At 67.6% G+C, this 21,869-nt stretch carries 21 protein-coding genes; 16 read left to right on the top strand and 5 right to left on the bottom strand.

Features of this window, described 5'->3' with window-relative positions:
* Nucleotides 1–94: 94 nt before the first annotated feature.
* Nucleotides 95–1,345, bottom strand: coding sequence for an aspartyl protease family protein (locus GGR48_RS15170; RefSeq protein ID WP_240455933.1), 1,251 nt, complete (start codon nt 1,343–1,345; stop codon nt 95–97).
* 319 nt (nt 1,346–1,664) lie between these two features.
* Here GGR48_RS15170 and GGR48_RS15175 point away from each other — a divergent pair, with 319 nt between their 5' ends.
* Together GGR48_RS15175 and GGR48_RS15180 are read left to right on the top strand one after the other, a co-directional pair.
* Nucleotides 1,665–2,093, top strand: a complete 429-nt coding sequence (locus GGR48_RS15175) for a DUF4157 domain-containing protein (RefSeq protein ID WP_183952690.1) — start codon at nt 1,665–1,667, stop codon at nt 2,091–2,093.
* Nucleotides 2,090–2,320 (top strand): hypothetical protein, encoded by a 231-nt coding sequence (locus GGR48_RS15180; RefSeq protein ID WP_183952691.1) that lies wholly within the window; start codon nt 2,090–2,092, stop codon nt 2,318–2,320. The genes GGR48_RS15175 and GGR48_RS15180 overlap by 4 nt, the downstream gene beginning before the upstream one ends.
* A 119-nt stretch (nt 2,321–2,439) precedes the next feature.
* Here GGR48_RS15180 and GGR48_RS15185 read toward each other — a convergent pair whose 3' ends face one another.
* Nucleotides 2,440–3,975, bottom strand: a complete 1,536-nt coding sequence (locus tag GGR48_RS15185) for a TadA family conjugal transfer-associated ATPase (RefSeq protein WP_183952692.1) — start codon at nt 3,973–3,975, stop codon at nt 2,440–2,442.
* Nucleotides 3,976–4,083: 108 nt separating this feature from the next.
* Between GGR48_RS15185 and GGR48_RS15190 the strand changes: the two genes are divergently transcribed.
* Complete coding sequence (locus GGR48_RS15190; RefSeq protein ID WP_183952693.1) at nt 4,084–5,598, top strand: S1C family serine protease; 1,515 nt, start codon at nt 4,084–4,086, stop codon at nt 5,596–5,598.
* A 93-nt stretch (nt 5,599–5,691) separates the two neighbouring features.
* Nucleotides 5,692–7,251 (top strand): hypothetical protein, encoded by a 1,560-nt coding sequence (locus tag GGR48_RS15195; protein WP_240455930.1) that lies wholly within the window; start codon nt 5,692–5,694, stop codon nt 7,249–7,251.
* Nucleotides 7,252–7,552: 301 nt separating this feature from the next.
* On the opposite strand, the gene GGR48_RS15200 is transcribed toward GGR48_RS15195, so the two are convergent.
* Nucleotides 7,553–8,404 (bottom strand): bifunctional transcriptional activator/DNA repair enzyme AdaA, encoded by an 852-nt coding sequence (locus tag GGR48_RS15200; RefSeq protein ID WP_183952694.1) that lies wholly within the window; start codon nt 8,402–8,404, stop codon nt 7,553–7,555.
* A gap of 224 nt (nt 8,405–8,628) precedes the next feature.
* Between GGR48_RS15200 and GGR48_RS15205 the strand changes: the two genes are divergently transcribed.
* The 8 genes from GGR48_RS15205 to GGR48_RS15240 are packed head-to-tail and all read left to right on the top strand — an operon-like array spanning nt 8,629 to nt 14,409.
* Nucleotides 8,629–9,198, top strand: coding sequence for a F0F1 ATP synthase subunit delta (locus GGR48_RS15205; RefSeq protein ID WP_183952715.1), 570 nt, complete (start codon nt 8,629–8,631; stop codon nt 9,196–9,198).
* A 7-nt stretch (nt 9,199–9,205) separates the two neighbouring features.
* On the top strand, nt 9,206–10,735 hold the full coding sequence (gene atpA / locus GGR48_RS15210; protein WP_007406897.1) for a F0F1 ATP synthase subunit alpha: 1,530 nt from the start codon (nt 9,206–9,208) through the stop codon (nt 10,733–10,735).
* 3 nt (nt 10,736–10,738) lie between these two features.
* Nucleotides 10,739–11,032 (top strand): putative quinol monooxygenase, encoded by a 294-nt coding sequence (locus tag GGR48_RS15215; RefSeq protein ID WP_183952695.1) that lies wholly within the window; start codon nt 10,739–10,741, stop codon nt 11,030–11,032.
* A 1-nt stretch (nt 11,033) separates the two neighbouring features.
* Nucleotides 11,034–11,909: a F0F1 ATP synthase subunit gamma gene (locus GGR48_RS15220; protein WP_183952696.1), complete on the top strand. Its 876-nt coding sequence runs from the start codon at nt 11,034–11,036 to the stop codon at nt 11,907–11,909.
* Nucleotides 11,909–12,502: a hypothetical protein gene (locus GGR48_RS15225; RefSeq protein ID WP_183952697.1), complete on the top strand. Its 594-nt coding sequence runs from the start codon at nt 11,909–11,911 to the stop codon at nt 12,500–12,502. The genes GGR48_RS15220 and GGR48_RS15225 overlap by 1 nt, the downstream gene beginning before the upstream one ends.
* A complete protein-coding gene (gene atpD, locus GGR48_RS15230) occupies nt 12,502–13,974 on the top strand; it encodes a F0F1 ATP synthase subunit beta (protein ID WP_183952698.1) in 1,473 nt (490 codons plus the stop codon). Before GGR48_RS15225 ends, atpD begins: the two co-directional genes overlap by 1 nt.
* Nucleotides 13,974–14,156, top strand: coding sequence for an eL24 family ribosomal protein (locus GGR48_RS15235; protein WP_183952699.1), 183 nt, complete (start codon nt 13,974–13,976; stop codon nt 14,154–14,156). The genes atpD and GGR48_RS15235 overlap by 1 nt, the downstream gene beginning before the upstream one ends.
* A 1-nt stretch (nt 14,157) precedes the next feature.
* The gene (locus GGR48_RS15240) at nt 14,158–14,409 is read left to right on the top strand and encodes an ATP synthase F1 subunit epsilon (RefSeq protein WP_058746267.1); all 252 of its coding nucleotides are present in this window, start codon (nt 14,158–14,160) and stop codon (nt 14,407–14,409) included.
* A gap of 328 nt (nt 14,410–14,737) precedes the next feature.
* Here the strand turns inward: GGR48_RS15240 and GGR48_RS15245 are convergent, their stop codons facing one another.
* Together GGR48_RS15245 and GGR48_RS15250 are read right to left on the bottom strand one after the other, a co-directional pair.
* Entirely contained in the window at nt 14,738–16,909 is a 2,172-nt protein-coding gene (locus GGR48_RS15245; RefSeq protein WP_183952700.1) for a primosomal protein N', read from the bottom strand.
* A gap of 48 nt (nt 16,910–16,957) precedes the next feature.
* Nucleotides 16,958–18,421, bottom strand: coding sequence for a sensor domain-containing diguanylate cyclase (locus GGR48_RS15250; protein WP_183952701.1), 1,464 nt, complete (start codon nt 18,419–18,421; stop codon nt 16,958–16,960).
* Nucleotides 18,422–18,818: 397 nt separating this feature from the next.
* On the opposite strand from GGR48_RS15250, the gene GGR48_RS15255 reads away from it, so the two are divergent.
* The 4 genes from GGR48_RS15255 (at nt 18,819) to rpsM (ending at nt 21,800) form a co-directional block, all read left to right on the top strand.
* Nucleotides 18,819–19,511 (top strand): response regulator transcription factor, encoded by a 693-nt coding sequence (locus tag GGR48_RS15255; protein ID WP_183952702.1) that lies wholly within the window; start codon nt 18,819–18,821, stop codon nt 19,509–19,511.
* The gene (locus tag GGR48_RS15260) at nt 19,508–20,857 is read left to right on the top strand and encodes an ATP-binding protein (protein WP_183952703.1); all 1,350 of its coding nucleotides are present in this window, start codon (nt 19,508–19,510) and stop codon (nt 20,855–20,857) included. The genes GGR48_RS15255 and GGR48_RS15260 overlap by 4 nt, the downstream gene beginning before the upstream one ends.
* Nucleotides 20,858–21,024: 167 nt before the next feature.
* Complete coding sequence (locus tag GGR48_RS15265) at nt 21,025–21,273, top strand: hypothetical protein (RefSeq protein ID WP_183952704.1); 249 nt, start codon at nt 21,025–21,027, stop codon at nt 21,271–21,273.
* Nucleotides 21,274–21,431: 158 nt separating this feature from the next.
* Complete coding sequence (gene rpsM, locus GGR48_RS15270) at nt 21,432–21,800, top strand: 30S ribosomal protein S13 (RefSeq protein ID WP_183952705.1); 369 nt, start codon at nt 21,432–21,434, stop codon at nt 21,798–21,800.
* Nucleotides 21,801–21,869: the final 69 nt, after the last annotated feature.

The following is a 21,869-nucleotide window of genomic DNA, read 5'->3' on the forward strand; positions in this document are numbered from 1 at the left end:
TGGGGCCTCTCCTCTTGGTGCAGGGCTTGTGGAAGCGCCCCACCCCCGCCCCCTCCCCTGACGGGGAGGGGTGATTCGGTTCAGTCATCTCGCCTCAATAGAAGCGGGCGAGGGTGAGGCTGCGTTCCTGGCCGTCGCACATGCGCAGGCGGACCGTGGTGCCGGGCTTGCCCACGGTCCAGCGGGCCATGGCGCTGTCGACATAGTCCTTCGGGATCGGCTGGCCGTCGATGGCGCAGATCGCGTCACCTTCGCGCCAGCCGGCCTTGTCCGCCGGCCCGCCGCGCATGACGTGGAGCACGCGCAGCCGGTCGCCGGCGACACCCATCAACAGCCCGGCGGTCGAACGCAGCGCCGGCTGGTCGGCATCGGGACCGGGGGCCAGCACCATGTGCCCGGCGCCGGGATCGAGCAGCACGCGGTAGCGTTGCAGGAAGCCCGACCCCAGCCGCCCGGCGACGCCGACCGATTCGCTGAATCCCTTGGCTGGCTCGATCCGCACCTCGACCTCGCGCGCGGTCAGGCTGCCGAGCTTCACGGTCGGCGCGATCGCCAGGTCGTTGACCGAGGGACCGGCCAGCCCGAACCCGATCGCGCTGGTGGTCGGCAGCGACGCCAGCTTCGCCGCGCGCCATCCGGCCTGGGTCACGGTCAGCGCCGAGCCGTCGCCGGTATCGACGATCACCGGCGACAGCCGCGTATGGCCCAGGCCCACCACGCTTTCATATACGCGCCGCTCGGCCGAGATGGTCAGCGGCGCGGTCGCCCCCCGGAACGGCATCCGCCCCGAGGGGAGCAGGCGAAAGCGCTTGGCCTGATAATCGATGTCGAGCGCATGCGCGGCGAGCAGATCGCGCCCGACCAGCAGATCGACCGGCCTGGCATCGCCCGTCGCCATCGCGGGCAGGGGGGCGACCGCGACACCGCCGCCCTTGCGGGTCAGGCCGCCGAGCGACAGCGTGCGAGTCGGCATCCAACCGATTGCGACGGCACCGCCGATCGCGCTCGCCTCGCCGCCCGGCCGGATGCGCGCGGCCTTCGCGATGCCGGAGTCGCGCGACAGCAGTGTGAAGCTGACCCCGGTGTCGAGAATGGCCGACGCGCTCTGCCCGTCGATCGTCATGGCGAAGCGAATCTGGTTGCCCGGCGTCAGCTGAAAGCGAATCCAGCGCGCCTCCGCATCGGCGGCGAGCGTCGCGACGCCCGGATCGCGCGCGGCGGCGGCGACCACATCCTCACCCGTATCGGCTGCATCGGTGACCGGGGCCGGTTCGGAGGCGCGCGGGGCCATCATCGCGGCGGTCAGCAACAAGGGGGCGGGGAGCAGATAGAGCAGGCGACGCATCACATCCCAACGCCTAGCCCAGCCAGAGGCTGCGCGCGCGGGAAATCGAGGGTGTGCGTTCACCTCCGCAAAGGCAGCGATGAGGAATACGCCTTCCTTTCAGCACCACCCCGACTTTCGCCGGGGTGGTGTGTCACGATTTATAGTGCGCTTCTGCCGGAGGAGCGGCCTACCCATCACCCCTCCGTCCTGCCATTCCGATAGCAGGAGGGAATTGACGGCGGCACCCGCATCCCATGATCGACGTTATCCCGACGACAAGGAGGCAGGGATGGGCCAGCATATCCGACGGTCGCTGACATCGGGGGAGTCGCACCATGTGACGCAGATATTCGGCACCGCGCTCGATCAGGAGCGGGTGAAGATCCACAATCGTCGCGCCTATTTCTTCCAGCCGTCCGACACCGCGATCACGCCCAATGGCGAGGTGTATTTCCCGCCCGCCAGCTACAAGCCCGATTTCTCGACGAGCGTCGGTGATGCCGCCTGGCTGATCCACGAACTGACCCATGCTTGGCAATATCAGCAGGGCATGTGGGTGAAGCTGCGCGCGGTGTTCAACCGCAACTATCATTATGGCGATCTGTCGCGATCGCGCCGGCCGTTCCTGTCCTATGGTATCGAGGCGCAGGCCTCGATCGTCACCGACTATTTCCTGCTGACCCACCATCATCGGCCGCAACGGGGCAGCGGGGCGTATCGGGATTATGTCGACATCATCCCTTTCGCCACCGGGAGGACCGCATGAAACGAGTCGCCGTCGCGCTGATAGAAAGCGGGCTGACCGCTATCTACTGGTGGCTGGTCGCCACCCTGTCCTTCGGCCTGTTCGGCGGCAGCCGCAACCCGCTGGCGCCGCCGCCCGGTCGCGGCGAAATCCTGGTACAGACGGGGGCGACCGTCATCATCGCGATCGTCGTCTATGCGATGCTGTCGCTGCTCTGGCAGAAGTTGGTGCGCCCGCGCCTGTTCTGAAGCGCTTGGATTCTGATGACAATGCTCGGAACCGATACAAGCCCCTCCCCTGAAGGGGAGGGGTTGGGCCCGTCTCATGTCATCCTGCTCTGGAAACGCCCGAAACTCGATCAGCGCGCTTACAGGCACGCCTCCAGCAGCGCCTGGTCGAAACCGAACTGCTTGGCCTTGTCCAGCGTATAGGGGCGCAGGCCCGCCGAGCGGTACTCGCCGATGATCTTGCCGTCCGCGCCTTCGTCCAGATAGTGGAAGCTGAACAGCTCCTGGGTGACGATCACCGGGCCTTCCATCCCGATCACTTCCGTGATGTTGGTCACGCGGCGGCTGCCGTCGCGCAGGCGCTTGACCTGGATGACCATGTCGACCGAGTCGGCGATCTGGCGGCTGATCGCCTCCTTGGGCACCTTGATGTCCGACATCATCACCATATTCTCCATACGCGCCAGCGCCTCGCGCGGGGAGTTGGAGTGGAGCGTGCACATCGATCCGTCATGGCCGGTGTTCATCGCCGCGAGCATGTCGAAACACTCCGCGCCGCGGATTTCGCCCAGGATGATGCGGTCGGGGCGCATGCGCAGCGCGTTCTTCACGAGGTCGCGGATGCTGATCTCGCCCTGCCCCTCCAGATTGGCGGGGCGGGTTTCCAGCGGCAGCCAGTGCGGCTGTTGCAGGCGAAGCTCGGCGGCGTCCTCGATGGTCAGCACGCGCTCGCCCGGGTCGATCATCTTGGACAGCGCGTTCAGCATCGTCGTCTTGCCCGAACCGGTGCCGCCCGAGATCACGATGTTGAACCGGCTGGCACCCGCGATCTTCAGGAGCGTCGCCATGTCGTTGCTCATCGACCCGCCGTTCGCCATCATGTCGAGCGTGATCGGCTTGGCCGAGAATTTGCGGATCGACAGCGCGGTGCCGCGCAGGGACAGCGGCGGCACGATCACGTTGACGCGGCTGCCGTCCTTCAGCCGCGCATCGGCCAGCGGTGTGGTCTGATCGACGCGGCGGCCGACCGAGTTGACGATGCGCTGTGCGACCTGGAACAGATGTTCCTCGTCGCGGAACTGGATATGCGCCAGCTCCAGCCGGCCCTTGCGTTCGACATAGGTCTGTTCGGGGCCGTTGACCATGATGTCGGTCACGTCCGCATCGGCGAGCAGCTCCTCGAGCGGCCCCAGCCCGAGCAGCTCGTCGACCAGCACCTTTTCCAGCGCGAACTGCTCGCGCCGGTTGAGCGTCAGCTTCAGCTCGGCCAGCACCTCGCCGATGATCGGGCGGAATTCCTCGGCCAGTTCGTCCTTGCCCAGCGTCGCGGCGGCTTCGGGGTCGACGCGTTCGAGCAGGCGGGGAAGCACCTGTTCTTTGATCCGGTGGATCGACGCCTCGAACCCCTCGCCGCGCGCGGGCACGGGATCGACCGAGGCGGCCTGGCGTTCGGCCAGCCGCTGCATCGCGTCGAGCGTCTCGGTGGGGGCGGGGGCGGCCAGGCTGCTCAGCGGCGGGAACTGGCCGCCCGCACCGGGGCCCTCGACATCGGTGCGCGGGGCAGGTGGTTGAGCGGATGTCTGGGCGGGGCCGGGGCCATGCATCGGCCGCGCCACGCCGAAGGCGGGACGCCCCGCTGCGCTTCCCAGACCCGGACGACGACCGAACGCACTCATCCCGCAATTCCCCATGGCATAGCACGCCCGCATAAAAGCCAAGATTTACGATATGCCTAACCGAACGCGGTTGCCGCCGGGCAAAGTCGCGGGATATGGCGGCCGGCGATGTTCAGCCGCTTCGTCCTCGCGCTCGCCCTGACCGTCGTCGGGTTCCTGCCCGTCGCGGCGTGGGCCGACGACATCGCCGCGACCGCGCGCGGCGTGGTGCGCGTCGTCACCATCGCGATGGTCGACGATCGGGTCGAGGGGTTCGGTCATGGCTCGGGCTTCGCGGTCGCGCCCAACCGCATCGTCACCAACGCGCATGTCGTCGAACTGGCCGAGCGCTATCCCGACAATGTCGTCGTCGGCGTGGTGCCCTCCGAGGGCAGCAAATCCTATCAGGGGCGGGTGATCGCCTATGATTCGCGCCGCGACCTGGCGCTGATCGAGGTGAGCGAGGCCAAGCTGCCGACGGTCGCGCTGTTCACCGGTCCGGTGACCGAGGGGGATCAGGTGATCGCGCTCGGCTATCCCGGCAATGTCGATCTGGCGACCGCCCAGTCGGCGGCGGACTATATCCGCCCGCTGTCGCCCGTCCGGTCGCAGGGCGTCGCCTCGGGCCGGCGCGCGCTGACCGGGATCGAGGTGCTGCTCCACACCGCCAGCATCGCGCGCGGCAATTCGGGCGGACCGCTGCTCGATCCGTGCGGGCGGGTGATCGGGGTCAATTCGGCGCTGACGCGCGCCGACGACGGCGATTCGACCTTCGGTTTCGCCATCGCCGATACCGAGCTGATGGCCTTCCTGCGCGCCGCCAAGCAACCCTATGCCTCGGTCGGGTCGCCCTGCACCTCGATCGAGGAGCGGCTGCGTGAGGACAGCGCGGCGGATGCGCGCGCGGTGGCGGACGCCGCCGCCGCCCGGCGCGAGGCGGCGAGTGCGGCGGCGTTGCGGCGCGAGGAAGCGCTCAATGCGGCGCGCAGCGAGGCCGAGCGGACGCGCGAGAATGTCATGGCGCTGGCGGCGTTGCTGCTGGTCGGCGGCGCGCTGGCGATGGGTGGGGCGGGGCTGCTCGAGTCGCGGGGGCAGCGCCGGCCGGCGATCTGGACCCTCTCGGCGGGCGGGGTCGCGGTGGTGGCGGCGGTCGTGACCTTCCTGCTACGCCCTTCGGCCGACGTCACCCTGCCGCGCGAATCGAGCATGACGCCCGCCGCCGCGTCGCCCACCGCAGCGCTCGGACCCTTGATCTGCACCCTCCAGCCCGATCGCAGCCGGATCACCGTATCCTCCACCGCCGAGAGCGCGTTCAACTGGGGCGCCAATGGCTGTGTCGACCGCGACGTCCAGTATCTGGAAGGCGAGGGCGGATGGCAGCGCATCCTGGTGCCCGATGACGAGCAGACCGTCACCGTCGCGCGCTTCGATCCGCTGACGCGCACCTATACCCAGACGCGCTACATGCTGCCCGCCGCGACGATGGAGTCGATCCGCAAGCTGCCCGGACCGAACACCGCGCGCGCCTGCACCCGCGACGATGCCGTGCTCCAGAAACTGGAGGCCGAACAGGCCGCGATCCGCCAGCAGCTGCCGCCGCTGCCCAACGAGAAACTGGTCTATAGCTGCCGCTCGGCGCGCTGACGCCCCCTGTCTGGCGCGCAATTCACTTGCCAGTCGCGGTCCATATCTGTTGGATCGAACCCTGATCTGAGACGGCTTGGGAGGGCCGGGGGAATGACGAACTGGGGGGTGCGTGTCGGCCGATGGATGGCCGCCGCGACGGGCATGGCATGCGCGGCGCTGTCGGCGATGCCCGCAAAGGCGGAATGGCGCGAGGCGCGGGGGCGGCATTTCGTCCTTTACGGCAACATGCCCGAGGACACGCTGCGTACCATGGCGACGCGGCTGGAGCAGTTCGACGGCGCAATGCGCCAGCTTCACGCGCTCCCCGAGCAGGAGGGCGAGGAAAGCAATCCCGTCACCGTCTATGTCCTGCCCGACGAATCGGCGGTGCGACGGCTCTATGGCAAGGGCGGCGACCATATCGCGGGCTTTTACGAGCCGCGCGTCTCCGGCTCGGTGGCGTTCACGCCGATGCGCGGGCAGGGCGACGGGCTGAACGCGCTGAAGCCCCAGATCGTGCTGTTCCACGAATATGCCCATCATTTCCTGCTGGGCAATTCGCAGATCGCCTATCCGGCCTGGTATTCCGAAGGCTATGCCGAGTTCGTCAGCACCGCGCGCTTCGATCGCGAGGGCATCATGATCGGCGTGGCGGCGCAGCATCGCGCTTACGGCCTGATCGATAGCAGCAAGCTGCCCATCGAGACGCTGTTCGATTCGACCCGGCGCAAGCTCGATTCGCATGAGCTGGATCAGGTCTATGGTCGCGGCTGGCTGCTGACCCATTACACCCAGTTCGATCCGACCCAGTCGCCCAAGCTGAACGCGTACCTCAAGCTCCTCAACCAGGGCGTGCCGAGCATCGCGGCGGGCGATCAGGCGTTCGGATCGCTGAAGGCGCTGGACCGGCAACTCGACGGCTATCTGCGGCGCAGCACGCTGCCCGGTCGGCTCGTCCGGTACGAGCGGCTGCCCAAGGCCGAGATCGCGGTGCGGACGATGAGTCCGGGCGAGCAGCAGATGATGCCGTTGCGCATGCAGTCGGATCGCGGCGTGAACCGCACGACCGGCCAGCAGGTCTATGAGCGTGCCGCCCGAATCGCGGCGGCCTATCCCGGCGATGCGGTCGTGCAGGGCTGGTTCGCCGAAATGGCCTATGATGTCGGGCAGGACGTGGCGGCCGAGGCGGCGGCGGACCGGGCGCTGGCGATCGATGCGAAATCGCAGCAGGCGCTGCTCTACAAGGGGCTATTGCATCTCCGCCGCGCCTATACCGAGCATAGCCGCGACCCCGCGCGCTGGCGCGAGGCGCGCAGCTGGATCATCCGCGCGAACCGGGTCGATACCAATGCCGCCGAACCGCTGGCGACCTTCTACCGCAGCTTCCTGATGGCGGGCGAGAAGCCGAGTGATTCGGCGGTCGCGGGACTGGGGCGCGCCTTCGAACTGGTGCCGCAGGACCGGGGGCTGCGCTTCCTGCTCGCCGGGCAGCAGATCACGGCCGACCAGATCGACGACGCCAAGCGCACGCTGCGCCCGCTCGCCTTCGACCCGCACTCGCCCGCCGACAATCCGGCGGCGACGCTGTTGGCCCTGCTGGAAGCGGGCAAGACACAGGAGGTGAAGGTCGCGCTGGCGACGATGACCGATCGTCGGGGGCAGGAGGACTAGCGAGGGGCGTAGGGCTTCCCTTTGGGGGCTCTGAGCGACCCCTATTCGGCGAATTGGGCCGGATCGACATCCAGGCCATCCGCTTCTTTCCTCCCCTGCAAGGAGTGTCAGGTGGATTGCCTCCCAGGCAATCCAGATCATGCCGGGGGCATGATCGACCTGACACTGGGACCATGCGAAGCATGGTGGAGGGGTGTCCCCAGTCGTGAGTGACGACGGATCTCGCCCACGGGGACACCCCTCCGTCAGGCCTTCGGCCTGCCACCTCCCCTTGCAGGGGAGGAATGAATGTCGATCGGTTCTAGGCCTTCGTCGCGAGAGCCAGCCATCGGCATGAAACTGCTTCCTCAAAGGCTGTCCGGCGAGCGGCCTCCGGCAATTGCGGATCAGCCAGGTCCACCTCCGCCACCGCTTGCACCAAGCGGCGCAACGTCTCGCCCGTGGCCGGCCGGATCGACGCGGCGGGAAATGCGGCGATCAGCGCGGTATCGTCTGCCTCGAAGGCGATAAGCGCCAGCCCGCGCGGAGTGGCGGCGAGCAGGAGCGGACCGAGCGGCGTCGGCACCACCGCCCAGTCGATCGTCACGCCATCGCCACCCCGCCGCCACTGGCCGGGGGCCATGCCCAATCGCTGTTCGCTGTCGGCATAGAATCGGCTCGGCCCGGCATAGCCCGCCTCGTAGAGCGCCCGGGTGATGCTCATATCGTGCGACAGTGCCTCGGTCGTGCGCGCGGCGCGGCAGGCGCGGGCATAGGCGGCGGGCGTCACCCCGGTCGCGCGCCTGAACAGCCGGTGGAAATGATGCGGCGCATAGCCGACCCGCTCGGCCAGGTCGGACAAGACGGGCATCTCCTCCGCCACCTCGATCATCGCGATCGCCTCGGCCACCGCGCGTCGGTCGCGCGCCACCGCGTCGGGCAGGCAGCGGCGACAGGCGCGGAAACCGGCGGCGCGGGCGCCATCGGGGTCGGCATAGAAGGCGACATGCTCGCGCCGGGGGCGGCGGGCCGCGCAACTGGGGCGGCAATAGATGCCGGTGGTCTTCACCGCGACGACGAACCGGCCATCGGCCGCGCGGTCGCGCCGCTCGAACGCTGTCCAGGCGGCCTCGACATCGAGGGTTTCGAGCGGCGGGTTGGCACGATTTTCCATGGCGATACGCATCCTAGCGTGGGCGCTGAGCGGATTCATCCCGTGGCTTGCGCGCAAACACCGCTGACAATGTCGTCACCAACCTGTCACAAGATGCGCCACGCAGCTTGCATCCAAAGGTTCCCGATGCTAACCGCCCGCCAACCCATCGGAGGCGCGTTTTTCGCGCCCCGTTCCCCATGGGGCCAACCCGTTCGTTGTTCGAGGAATTCGCATCCGTGGAGATGTCCGGCGGTACTATAAGCGGCACAGGCGGCATCCAGGCGAGCCTGGGTGGACGTTATGCGCTCGCGCTGTTCGAAACCGCTGCCGAGCAGCGTTCGATCGACACGATCGAGGCGAGCCTCGTGACCCTTCGCGATGCGCTGGCCGCCGATAAGGATCTGGCCGCGCTGACCAAGAGCCCGGTCGTGGCACGCGGCCAGGCGGTCAAGGCGATCCTGGCGGTCGCCGACACGCTGGGTCTCGACGGGGTGACCAAGAATTTCCTCGGCGTCCTCGCCGAGAATCGGCGCCTCTCGGCGCTGCCGCAGATCATCCGCGCGTTCCGCCAGCTGGCCAGCCGCCATCGCGGCGAGGTCGCGGCCGAAGTGACGAGCGCCCACCCGCTGACCGAGGCGCAGGTCGCCGAGCTGAAGCAGCAGCTGCGCACCCGCGTCGGTCGCGAGGTGTCGGTCGACCTGTCGGTCGATCCCGACCTGCTCGGCGGGCTTGTCGTCCGCATCGGTTCCCAGATGATCGATAGCTCGATCCGCACCCGTTTGAATGCGCTCGCCAGCGCGATGAAAGGCTGACGTTCCCATGGATATCCGCGCCGCAGAAATCTCCAAGGTCATCAAGGACCAGATCGCCAATTTCGGCACCGAGGCCCAGGTCAGCGAGACCGGCCAGGTGCTGAGCGTCGGTGACGGCATCGCGCGCATCTACGGCCTCGACAATGTCCAGGCGGGCGAGATGGTCGAGTTCGCCAATGGCGTGCAGGGCATGGCCCTCAACCTCGAAGCCGATAATGTCGGCGTCGTGATCTTCGGCTCGGACGCCGAGATCAAGGAAGGCGACACCGTCAAGCGCACCGGCACCATCGTCGACGTGCCGGTCGGCCGTGGCCTGCTGGGCCGCGTCGTGGACGGCCTGGGCAACCCGATCGACGGCAAGGGCCCGATCGAGGCGACCGAGCGTCGTCGCGTCGAGGTGAAGGCGCCGGGCATCATCCCGCGCAAGGGCGTGCATGAGCCGGTCCAGACCGGCCTGAAGGCGATCGACGCCCTCGTCCCCGTCGGCCGTGGCCAGCGCGAGCTGATCATCGGCGACCGCCAGACCGGCAAGTCGGCCGTCGCGATCGACGCCTTCATCAACCAGAAGACGGTCAACGCCGGCACCGACGAGTCGAAGAAGCTCTACTGCATCTACGTCGCCGTGGGTCAGAAGCGCTCGACCGTGGCGCAGCTGGTCAAGACGCTCGAAGAGAATGGCGCGATGGAATATTCCATCGTCGTCGCCGCGACCGCGTCGGAGCCCGCGCCGCTTCAGTTCCTCGCGCCCTACACCGGCACCGCGATGGGCGAATATTTCCGCGACAACGCGATGCACGCGCTGATCGTGTTCGACGATCTGTCGAAGCAGGCCGTTGCCTATCGCCAGATGTCGCTGCTGCTGCGCCGTCCGCCGGGCCGTGAAGCGTATCCGGGCGACGTCTTCTATCTGCACAGCCGTCTGCTCGAGCGTGCGGCCAAGATGAACGACGCCAACGGCGCCGGTTCGCTGACCGCGCTGCCGATCATCGAAACCCAGGCGGGCGACGTGTCGGCCTACATCCCGACCAACGTGATTTCGATCACCGACGGCCAGATCTTCCTCGAAACCGATCTGTTCTTCGCGGGCATCCGCCCGGCGATCAACGTCGGCCTGTCGGTCAGCCGCGTCGGCTCGGCCGCGCAGACCAAGGCGATGAAGAAGGTGTCGGGCTCGATCAAGCTGGAGCTGGCCCAGTACCGCGAAATGGCCGCCTTCGCGCAGTTCGGCTCGGACCTCGACGCCTCGACGCAGAAGCTGCTGAACCGCGGTGCGCGCCTGACCGAGCTGCTCAAGCAGCCGCAGTTCAACCCGCTGCCCTTCGAGGAGCAGACGGCGTCGATCTTTGCAGGCACCAACGGTTACATCGATAACGTGCCGGTGGCGCAGGTCGTCCGCTACGAAGCGGCGATGCTGGCGTACCTGCGCAACGATCACGCCGATGTGCTGGCGATGATCCGCGACACCAAGGATCTGGGCGACGAGGCCAAGGGCAAGCTCAAGGCCGCGCTCGACCAGTTCGCGAAGATCTTCGCGTAAGCAATGGCGCTGACCTATCTCGCGACGATCCGGCTGAAGCCGGAGCATTTCGGGGCGGCCTGTCAGGCCGTCGCCGGGATCGTCGCGAGGACCCGGACGGAGGCGGGGTGCGAGCGGTTCGATCCGCATCCCGCCGCCGACGGCAGCGCGACATTGTATATTTACGAGCGGTGGGCCGACCGCGCGGCTTTTGAATTCCACCATGCGCAGCCGTACACGCGCGCGGTCTTCAAGAGCTACGAGGATTGGCTGGCAGGCCCGGTCGAGCTGACCGAGCTAGCGGACGGATTGGAATAAAATGGCGAGCCTCAAGGCCCTCAAGATCCGGATCAACTCGGTCAAATCGACCCAGAAGATCACCAAGGCGATGAAGATGGTCGCCGCCGCCAAGCTGCGCCGCGCGCAGGATGCGGCGCAGAACGGCCGTCCCTATGCCGAGCGTCTCGAAGCGGTGATGGCCGGTATGGCCGCGCGCGTCGGTGGCGTCGGTGCGTCGCCGCTGCTGGCGGGCACCGGCAAGGACGATGTCCAGCTGCTGGTCGTCGCCACCTCGGAGCGTGGCCTGGCGGGTGCGTTCAACACCAACATCGTCCGCGCCGCGCGCCGCAAGGCCGAAGAGCTGCAGGCACAGGGCAAGACGGTGAAGTTCTATATCGCGGGCAAGAAGGGGCGCGTGCTGAAGCGCTTCTTCCCCAACGCGATCCTCGCCGATCATGACATGAGCGCCATCAAGGCGCCCAAGTTCGACGACGCCCGCGTCATCGCCGACGACCTGATCGCCCGCTTCGGGCGCGGTGAGTTCGACGTGGCGCATCTGTTCTACTCGAAGTTCGTCTCGGCGCTGGTGCAGGACCCCGTCTCGCAGCAGCTGATCCCCGTGCCGATGCCCGCCCCGACCAAGGGCGAGACCTCGGTCGAAGCCGTCGCCGAGTTCGAGCCGAGCGAAGAGGACATTCTCGACGCGCTGCTGCCGCGCAACGTCGCCGTGCAGATCTTCCGCGCGCTGCTGGAAAACCAGGCCGGTTTCTACGGCTCGCAGATGAACGCGATGGACAATGCCACGCGCAATGCGGGCGACATGATCCGCCGTCTGTCGATCCAGTATAACCGCACGCGTCAGGCCGCGATCACCACCGAGCTGGTCGAAATCATCTCGGGCGCCGAGGCGCTCTGATGCGTCTCGCGCTCCTTCTGGGCCTGACGGTCGCTTTGGCCGGATGCGGCCGGGCGTCCGATCAGCCGAAGGACGCGCCCAAGGCTTCGCCGACGCCGTTCGTGACGGGCGGCTGGACTACCGTGTTCGGCAATGCAGCCGAGACGGTCAGCCTTCTCGACCGGATGGGCTTTCGCATGAGCGGCTACGCGCCCGTTCAGGGCCAGTATCGTGCGATCGCGCAAGCGACGCCGATGGCCGATCCGTCGGTCTCGCCGGTCAATATGGGCAATCTGATGGTCGAGGGCGATGCGAAGCGGCTGAACGAGATCCGCTTTTCGCTCGACCTCGTCAATCTCGACACCAGCCCGTTCGCCAAGACGCAGTTCATCCGTTGGGTCACCAAGCCGATGGATCAGCTGGGTCTGGACGGCAAGGATGCGGTTTCGGCCGCGATCCAGACCGAAAGCGCCACCACCGGCCACCTGACCGGCGCCGATTACCGTGTTACCCGTGACAAGATCGACGGTGGCCGCCGTCTGGTCGTAACCTTTACCCGCCCCGAAGCCCGCCCCGAAGCGATTTCGGGCTCTACCGAACCAAGGAAGCAATGATGGCAACCGCCGCTGAGGACATCCGGCCGACCACGGCCACCAACAATGTCGGCACGATCGCCCAGGTCATCGGCGCGGTCGTCGACGTTCACTTCCCCGATCACCTGCCCGCGATTCTGTCGGCGCTGGAGACGGACAATAACGGCACCCGTCTGGTGCTCGAAGTCGCGCAGCATCTGGGCGAGAACACCGTCCGCACGATCGCGATGGACACGACCGAGGGTCTGACCCGCGGCCAGAGCGTGACCGACACCGGCAACCAGATCCAGGTGCCGGTCGGCCCCGCGACGCTGGGTCGCATCCTGAACGTCGTCGGCGAGCCGATCGACGAGCGTGGTCCGGTCGCCACCGACCTGCGCGCGCCGATCCACGCCAAGGCGCCCGAGTTCATCGAGCAGTCGACCGAGAGCGCGATCCTGGTCACCGGCATCAAGGTCATCGACCTGCTGGCTCCTTACGCGAAGGGCGGCAAGATCGGCCTGTTCGGCGGCGCGGGCGTCGGCAAGACGGTTCTCATTCAGGAACTGATCAACAACATCGCCAAGGGCCATGGCGGCACCTCGGTGTTCGCGGGCGTCGGTGAGCGGACCCGTGAGGGCAACGACCTGTATCACGAATTCCTCGACGCGGGCGTGATCGCCAAGGACGCCGAGGGCAATGCGATCAGCGAGGGCTCGAAGGTCGCGCTGGTCTATGGCCAGATGAACGAGCCGCCGGGCGCCCGCGCGCGCGTCGCGCTGTCGGGTCTGACCATCGCGGAATATTTCCGCGACCAGGAAGGCCAGGACGTGCTGTTCTTCGTCGACAACATCTTCCGCTTCACGCAGGCGGGTGCGGAAGTGTCGGCGCTGCTGGGCCGTATTCCCTCGGCCGTGGGCTATCAGCCGACCCTGTCGACCGACATGGGCGCGCTGCAGGAGCGCATCACCTCGACCAACAAGGGTTCGATCACCTCGGTCCAGGCCGTGTACGTTCCCGCCGACGACTTGACCGACCCGGCGCCGGCCACCTCGTTCGCCCACCTGGACGCGACGACCGTGCTCAACCGCGCCATCTCGGAGCTGGGCATCTATCCGGCCGTCGACCCGCTTGACTCGACCAGCCGCGTGCTGGAGCCGCGCATCGTCGGCCAGGAGCATTACGAGACGGCGCGTGCGGTCCAGTCGCTGCTCCAGCGCTACAAGGCGCTGCAGGACATCATCGCGATCCTGGGCATGGACGAGCTGTCCGAAGAGGATAAGCTGACCGTCCAGCGCGCCCGCAAGATCCAGCGCTTCCTGTCGCAGCCCTTCCACGTCGCGGAAGTCTTCACCGGCATCTCGGGCAAGTTCGTCCAGATCGAAGACACGATCCGCTCGTTCAAGGCAGTGGTCGACGGTGAGTACGACCATCTGCCGGAAGCGGCCTTCTACATGGTCGGCGGCATCGACGAAGCCGTCGCCAAGGCCGAGAAGCTGGCCCAGGAAGCCTGATGTCCACGCCGCGCCGCGAGGACGCGGTCAACGACGTCTGTCCCTGGTCGGGTAAGCCGATCAGCGACGACGGGTTGACGGTCTATCGCGGCGCGGTGGTCGGCTTCTGCAATCCCGGTTGCCGGGACAAGTTCGACGCGGCCATCACCGCGTTCGACCGCGCGATTGAAACGAGACCCTGACATGCTGCACTTCGAACTCGTGACCCCCGAAAAGCTTCTCCGCTCGGAGGAGGTGCATATGGTGGTCGTCCCCGGCACCGAGGGCGATTTCGGCGTGCTGGAGGGCCATGCGCCCTTCATGTCGACCATTCGCGACGGCGCGATCCAGGTGTATCGCACCGAAAAGGGCGAGCCGGAATCGATCCAGATCCGTGGTGGTTTTGCCGAGGTGGGGCCCAAGGGCCTGACCGTGCTGGCGGAGCATGCGGGGTAAGGCTTTCCGGCCTTCTTCCGGGTTTTGAAACGGTCGCGGCGCAAGCTGCGGCCGTTTTCGTTTGTGGGGTTGGCGTAGGGGGCGGAGCGTGACCTTCGACTTCGCTCAGGCTGAACGGGGCGGATGGAAGGCCGCTACTCCCACCCTCCGTTCAGCCTGAGCGAAGTCGAAGGCCAAGGGAGGCCCGTGCTGCAAACGGTTAGCCCCTCCCGCAGGCGGGAGGGGTTTGGGGAGGGCCAGAAGTCTCACCGAGACCATCGCCTGCGGCTTTCCCTCCCCCATCCCCTCCCGCCTGCGGGAGGGGCGTGCTTTGGGCAGAGCGGCGTCCTCACAAAAAGCTATACGGGTCCACGTCCACCGCGACCCGCACCTTGGCGGGCCATTCCACTCCGCCCAACCATTCGCGGATCACATCCTGCACGGCCAGCGCCCGGCGCGCATGGACCAGTAACCGGAACCGATGCCGCCCGCGCAGCATCGCCAGCGGCGCAGGGGCAGGCCCGAAGACGTGCATCCCGTCCACCTTGGGGGCCGCACGCGCGATCATGTTCGCGGTGGACTGCGCCGCGCCCTGATCCTCCGACGACACGATGATCGCGGCATAGCGGCCGAAGGGCGGCGCATCCGCATCGCGCCTGGCTTCGGTTTCTGCCGTGTAGAAGGCTTCCGCATCGCCCGTGACAAGGGCCTGCATCACCTGCGCCTTGGGGCTGTGCGTCTGGATGAAGACATGACCCGGCTTGGCCCCACGCCCCGCGCGCCCCGACACCTGCCGGATTTGCTGAAAGGTCCGCTCCGCCGCGCGCAGGTCGCCGCCATCGAGGCCAAGGTCTGCGTCGATCACCCCGACCAGCGTCAGGTTGGGGAAGTGATAGCCCTTGGTGATGAGCTGCGTGCCGACGACGATGTCGATGTCACCCGCCTCCATCCGACCGACGAACTCGGCCGCCTTCGCTGGGGACCAGATAGTGTCGGAGGTGACGACGGCGATCTTGGCTTCGGGGAACAGCGCGGTCGCCTCGTCCGCGATCCGCTCGACACCGGGGCCACAGGCGACCAGCGTGTCCTCGCCGTCGCATTCGGGGCAGGCGCGCGGGGTGGGCAGGACGTGACCGCAATGGTGGCAGGCCAGCCGCCGGACCAGCCGGTGCTCGACCATCCAGGCGGTGCAATTGGGGCACTGAAAGCGATGCCCGCAGGTGCGGCACAACGTCAGCGGGGCATAGCCGCGCCGGTTGAGGTAGAGCAGCGACTGTTCGCGCTTCTCCAGCACGTCCTTCATCGCCGCGACCAGCTTGGGCGCGATCCAGCGGCCGCGTTCGGGCGGGTTCTGGATCAGGTCGATCGCCTCGATCGTCGGCATCTGCGCCGGGCCGAAGCGGCCGGGCAGCTTGACCTCGGTATAGCGGCCCAGCGCCACCTGTTGCCGCGTCTCGATCGCGGGAGTGGCGGAGGCCAGGATCACCGGGCAGGGCTCGAACTTGCCGCGCATCACCGCCACGTCGCGCGCGTGGTAATGGACGCCGTCCTCCTGCTTGAAGCTGGTCTCATGCGCCTCGTCGACGACGATCAGGCCGAGATTGGCATAGGGCAGGAACAGCGCCGAACGTGCGCCGACCGTTACCAGGCCCTGGCCGCTGGCGATCGCGCGCCAGGCGCGGCGTCGCTGCGACGAGCGCAGGCCCGAATGCCACGCCACCGGCTCGCAGCCGAAGCGGTCGTGGAAGCGCTTCAGGAACGGCTCGGTCAGCGCGATTTCGGGAAGCAGGACTAGCACCTGTCGCCCCTCTGCGATCGCCTGCGCCACCGCCTCGAAATAGACCTCGGTCTTGCCGGAGCCAGTCACGCCATCGAGCAGCACCGGCTGGAACGCATGGGCACTGACGCCCGCCACCAGCGTATCGGCCGCCGCGCGCTGATCCTCGGACAGCTCGGGGCGGTGATGGTTCGGGTCGGGCAGGGGAAAGGGGCTGTCGATGTCGACCTCCACCCCCTCGATCGCGCCGTTCTTCACGAGGCCCCGGATCACCGCGTCGGAAACATCGGCCATCGTTGCCAGCTCGCGGATCAGGCCCTGCCGGTCACCGATCCGCTCCAACGCCTGCGCCCGCTGCGGCGTCAGGCGGTCGGGGATATGGCCGGTGACGCGGTATTCGGTGACGGTGCGCGCGCCCTCCAGCGCGGAGGTGGAGGACAGCGCCATGCGCACTACGGCGGCGGGCGGAGCGAGATAATAGTCCGCCGTCCACTCGATCAGCCGCCGCAGCGCATCGGGCAAGGGCGGCGCATCGGCGACACCCAGCAGCGGGCGCAGGCGATTGTCGCCGACCTCGGCGTCCGAAGGCATCCGCTCGGGCTCCCACACCACGCCCAGCAGCTGGCGCGGCCCCAGCGGCGCGACGACGATCGACCCCGGCTCGACATTCATCCCATGCGGGATGCGATAGTCGAGGGGGCCGAGCGCGGAGTTCAGGACAAGGACGCGAGCACGCGAAGACATCGCTTCGCTATATGGGCGTGACGGCGGATTAGGAAAGGTGCGCGGTGATCAGGCGCTGCGTCGGCGATCGCCACCCCGCCGCCGTTCCCCGGTACGTTCGCGCTTGGCGCCATAAAGCCGGGTATCGGCATGGTGCATGAAGTCGCGCGTATTGTGGCAATCCTCGGGCCGCAAGGTCAGGCTGACCGTGCCGCTGCACCCCATGGTGATATGGCCGACCGTGATCGACAGGGTCAGCAGCGCCTCGAGCCGGACCTGCAATTCCTCGGGACGGGCGAGCAGCGCAGGATCGCGGATGATAATGCCGAATTCGTCCCCGCCCAGCCGCGCGACGAAACAGTCCTTCAGCCAGTCGGCGCGCAGGCGATTGCCGACCATGCGCAGCACTTCGTCACCGGCGGGATGGCCGAGCGTGTCGTTGATCAGCTTGAACCCGTCGAGATCGATCAGCACCAGGCCCAGCAGCGTTTCCGTCGCCGCCGCCTCGCCGATCGCCGCCTCCAGCGCGCGGTCGAACGCCGCGCGGTTGGACAACAGGGTCAGCGCGTCGGTGTCGGCCAGATGGCGAAGCTGGGTCTCCAGCGCGTGGCGCTCGGTCACGTCCTGGAACATGCCGACCAGGCCATGTACGCGGCCGTTCGCCATCTCGCGCTCGCCGATCACACGGACCCGGCGTCGCCGGCCCATGGCGGTGACGAAGTCCAGTTCGATGTCGAACGGATCGCCGGTCGCGACCGTATTCTCGATCGTCTCGCGCAACGCCTTGCGGGCATCGGGGGGATAGTAGGACAGCCCTTCCTCGATCGAGAAATGGCGGCCCGGGGGCAGTTCGTGGATGCGATAGACGCCCTCGGACCAGGTCGCGCGACCGTCCTTCAGCGCGATGTGCCATGACCCGGACAGCGCCAGCCGTTCGACCTGGCGGACATGGCGCTCCTTGGCGCGCAGCTCCTCGGCCTGGCGTTCGCTGAACTCGGCCATATCGGTCGCGCGCCGGGCGATGGCACGCGCGGCGATCAGCGCTTCGGCGAGGCGGGCGAGGTGGCGCAGCGTCCGCTCGCCCGCCGCGCTCAGCGAGCGGGGCGTGTCGTCCATGACGCAGAGCGAGCCGATCGGCTGGAGATTGCCGTCCAGATTGGGCACGCGGATCGGCATGCCGGCATAGAAGCGCGTGCCCGGATCGCCCGCGACGAAGGGATTGATGGCGAAGCGCGGATCGCTCGACAGGTCGGGCACCATCAGCAGATCGGGCGAGCGGATGGTGACGTTGCAGAAGGCGACCTCGCGCGGCATCTGCGGCGGCAGCGGGCCGACCGCCGACTTCACCCAGAACCGGTCCCGATCCGCCAGCGTCAGCGCCGCGAGCGGGCAGTCGAGCATCTCGGCGGCCAGCGACACCAGCGCGTCGAACTCCGCCTCCGGCTCGCTGTCGAGCAGCGCATGTGCTTGGAGCGTCGCGAGCCGGCGCTCTTCGTCGAGCCCGTCGGGCGTGGGAAACGAAACGGCGGTCATGATCTGCGCAGCATATCCCTTGCGGTGGCCGGACGCCAAAAAATAACGCGGTGCGAGGAGGTTATACCCCCGCCCGCCGATATAAAAGCGACAACTCGGCCATCCGATCCCTGTAAGGCGCTGAAACAGATGACGTATTTGTCATGATATGGTCACCGGCCGGACGGCCGCGCGGCGGTAGCCACCATGCATAGAGTTCAGAGAGATCGGCGCCCGACACTCCCGGGGGTGCCGTCGGGGCCGGTGGAAGGAGCGCCTTCCACCGGCCTTTCGCTGGCATCGATCCGGTTCGGCATGGCGTGGCCATCACCGGCCGGGGACCGACCGATCTGGGCGGACGCCGAAGGACCTGAAATGGGTCCCCTGAAAATGGTCCGATACCGGAGCAGAAAACGCGATGAGCCGCAAAATCCTGATCGTCGAAGATGACGCGTCGACCGCCGCCTATGTCGCCAAGGGGCTGGGCGAGGCGGGCTATGCCGTCGAACAGTGCGGCGATGGCCGTGACGGCCTGTTCCTGGCGAGCGAAGGCATTTTCGACCTGATCATCGCCGACCGCATGCTGCCCCGGCTGGACGGGCTGGCGATGGTCAGCGCCATTCGCGCCGCCGGAATCACGACCCCGGTGCTGATCCTCTCCGCACTCGCCACGGTCGACGACCGGGTCGACGGTCTGAAGGCCGGCGCGGACGACTATCTGTGCAAGCCCTTCTCCTTCGCCGAGCTGTCTGCGCGCATCGAGGCGCTGGTGCGCCGGTCCGACCGCGCCGCCACCGAGCCGACCCGCACCAAGCTGAGCGTCGGTGATCTGGAGATCGACCTGCTGGCGCGCACCGTCACGCGCGCGGGCAAGATCATCCCGGTCGGCGCGCGCGAGTTCAACCTCCTCGAATTTCTCGCCCGCCATGCGGGCCAGGTCGTCACCCGCACGATGATGCTGGAGAAGATCTGGAACTATCATTTCGACCCGGGCTCGAACGTGGTCGACGTCCATATCGGCCGCCTCCGCCGCAAGCTGGAGGAAGGGTTCGGCAGCCCGATCCTGCATACGGTGCGCGGCGCCGGCTATCGGCTGGCCGTGGAGGGGTGACGCGGCGGCTGACGATCTCGGCGCGGATCGCGCTGCTGTCGATCATCCTGGCGCTGACCTCCAACCTGGTACTGGTCGGCTTCATCTGGAAACAGACCAGCGCCGATGCGGTCGCCGCGCTCCACCGCGAGATCGTCGAGCAGGCCGATGCCCTGCGCGCGGTGTGGCGTACCGGCGCGCTGCCCGCGCTGGCCGATGCCATCACCCATGCGCGCGAGCCGGGCGACGTGACGCTGGTCCTCGCCATCTTCGATTCGCGCGGCCACCGCGTCGCGGGCTATGCGCCCGATCATCTGGCAGTGCCGCTGGCCGATACGCCGTTCCGGATCGCCGTGCTGGGGCGAAGCGGCGTCTGGGGATCGCGTGAGGCGGGCTATACGCTCCATCCCATCGGCGGCGACTGGCTACTCGTCGGCCGCCCGCTCGACCTGATCGAGGCGCAGCAGATCGCGATCGAGCGCGCGCTGGCGCTGGCGGTCGTCCTGTCGCTGATGCTGGGCGTCGGCACGGGGCTGGTGCTGGCGCATTATGTCACCGGCCGGCTCAACAGCATCGTCGCGGTGATGGACGCGGCGGGCGAGGGCGATCTGTCGCGGCGCGTGTCGCTGGTCCGCGCGGGCGAGGGCGACGCCTTCGACCGGCTGGCGGTGCGGCTGAACGCCATGCTCGGCAAGATCGAGCAGCTGATGGCCGAGTTGCGCGTCGTCACCGACAGCCTGGCGCACGACCTGCGCTCGCCCCTCGCAAGGCTGCGGACCAAGACCGAGCAGGCGGTGCTGATCGCCGATCCGGCGCAGCGTGAGGCGGCGCTGGGCGGCCTGCTGGTCGAGACCGACCTGATCATGCGGATGCTGACCATGGTCATCGAGATCAGCCGTTCCGAATCGGTCACCCGCGATCGCTTCACCCAGGTCGCGCCCGCCGATCTGGTCGAGGAGATCGGCGAGCTCTATGCGCCGGTCGCCGAGGATGCCGGCCTGCGCTTCCTGATCGAGGTGGAGGACCGGCCCGCGCCGCTGCCCATTCACCGCGAGCTGATGAGCCAGGCGCTGTCCAACCTGATCGACAATGCGCTCAAGCACGGTGCGTCGGGCGGGCAGGTGACGTTGCGCCTGATGCGCGGGCTGGAGGGGATCGTCTTCCAGGTCGAGGATCGCGGGCCCGGCATCGCCGCGGCGGACCGTGCGCAGGCGCTGAAACGCTTCGGTCGACTCGACACCGCACGCACGACGCCGGGTGCAGGGCTGGGCATGGCGCTGATCGAGGCGGTGGCACGGCTGCATGGCGGGCGATTCGAGCTGGGGGACAACCAGCCCGGGCTCGTGGCGCGGCTGGTGATTCCGTAGCGATGCTGTTCCTCCCCTGGCAGGGGAGGTGGCGCGCGCAGCGCGTCGGAGGGGTGTCCCCCTCCCGATAGCGTGACACCCCTCCGTCAGGCCTTCGGCCTGCCACCTCACCTGCAAGGGGAGGATCGGACTTGCCCTGTCGCCTCAGCGCTTTAGAGCCGGTCGCCATGGATTCCCTCTCCCTGTTCGGCTTGGCCGCCGTGTCCTTCACCCTGGTCTGCTATGCGATGGAAGCGGGCGCGCACTGGTGGACGCTGGGTTTCGTGCTGGGGTGCATCGCGGGGTCGGCCTATGGTTTTCTCCAGGGCGCATGGCCGTTCGGAGTGGTCGAGATCGTCTGGGCGATCGTGTCGTTCCGGCGCTGGCTGACGCTCAGGCGCGTGCAATCGTCGATATTTCGGGAACCGATCGCTTGACAGGGTGTTGCGCGGGGCTTAACGGACCGTCCTTCCAACACCACCGGTTGAACGACGCGCGACTTACGTGCGTCGCGCTTCCGCGTGGCGGAACCATCGCGTTGAGATGAAGCGTGTGCGGCCATGCCATGCTTCGTGGAGCTAGGAGAACAAATTTCATGGCACGTATCGCGGGTGTTAACCTCCCGACCAACAAGCGCGTGATCATCGCGCTGACCTATATCCACGGCATCGGTCCGGCCAAGGCGAAGCAGATCTCCGCCAAGCTGAACATCGCCGAGGATCGCCGCGTCCAGGACCTGTCGGACCAGGAAGTCCTGCAGATCCGCGAGACCATCGACGCCGATCACACGGTGGAAGGCGATCTTCGTCGCGAGACCGCGATGAACATCAAGCGCCTGATGGATCTGGCCTGCTATCGCGGCCTGCGTCACCGCAAGGGCCTGCCGGTTCGCGGCCAGCGCACGCACACCAATGCGCGCACCCGCAAGGGCAAGGCCAAGCCGATCGCCGGCAAGAAGAAGTAATTCGCCCCGGGCGAATTACTCCGCCGGAGGCAGGCTTGTGGCTGACCGCCCGCCGACCTCCGCATCAGG

It is taken from the genome of Sphingomonas pseudosanguinis (assembly GCF_014196255.1).
Lineage (GTDB): Bacteria > Pseudomonadota > Alphaproteobacteria > Sphingomonadales > Sphingomonadaceae > Sphingomonas > Sphingomonas pseudosanguinis.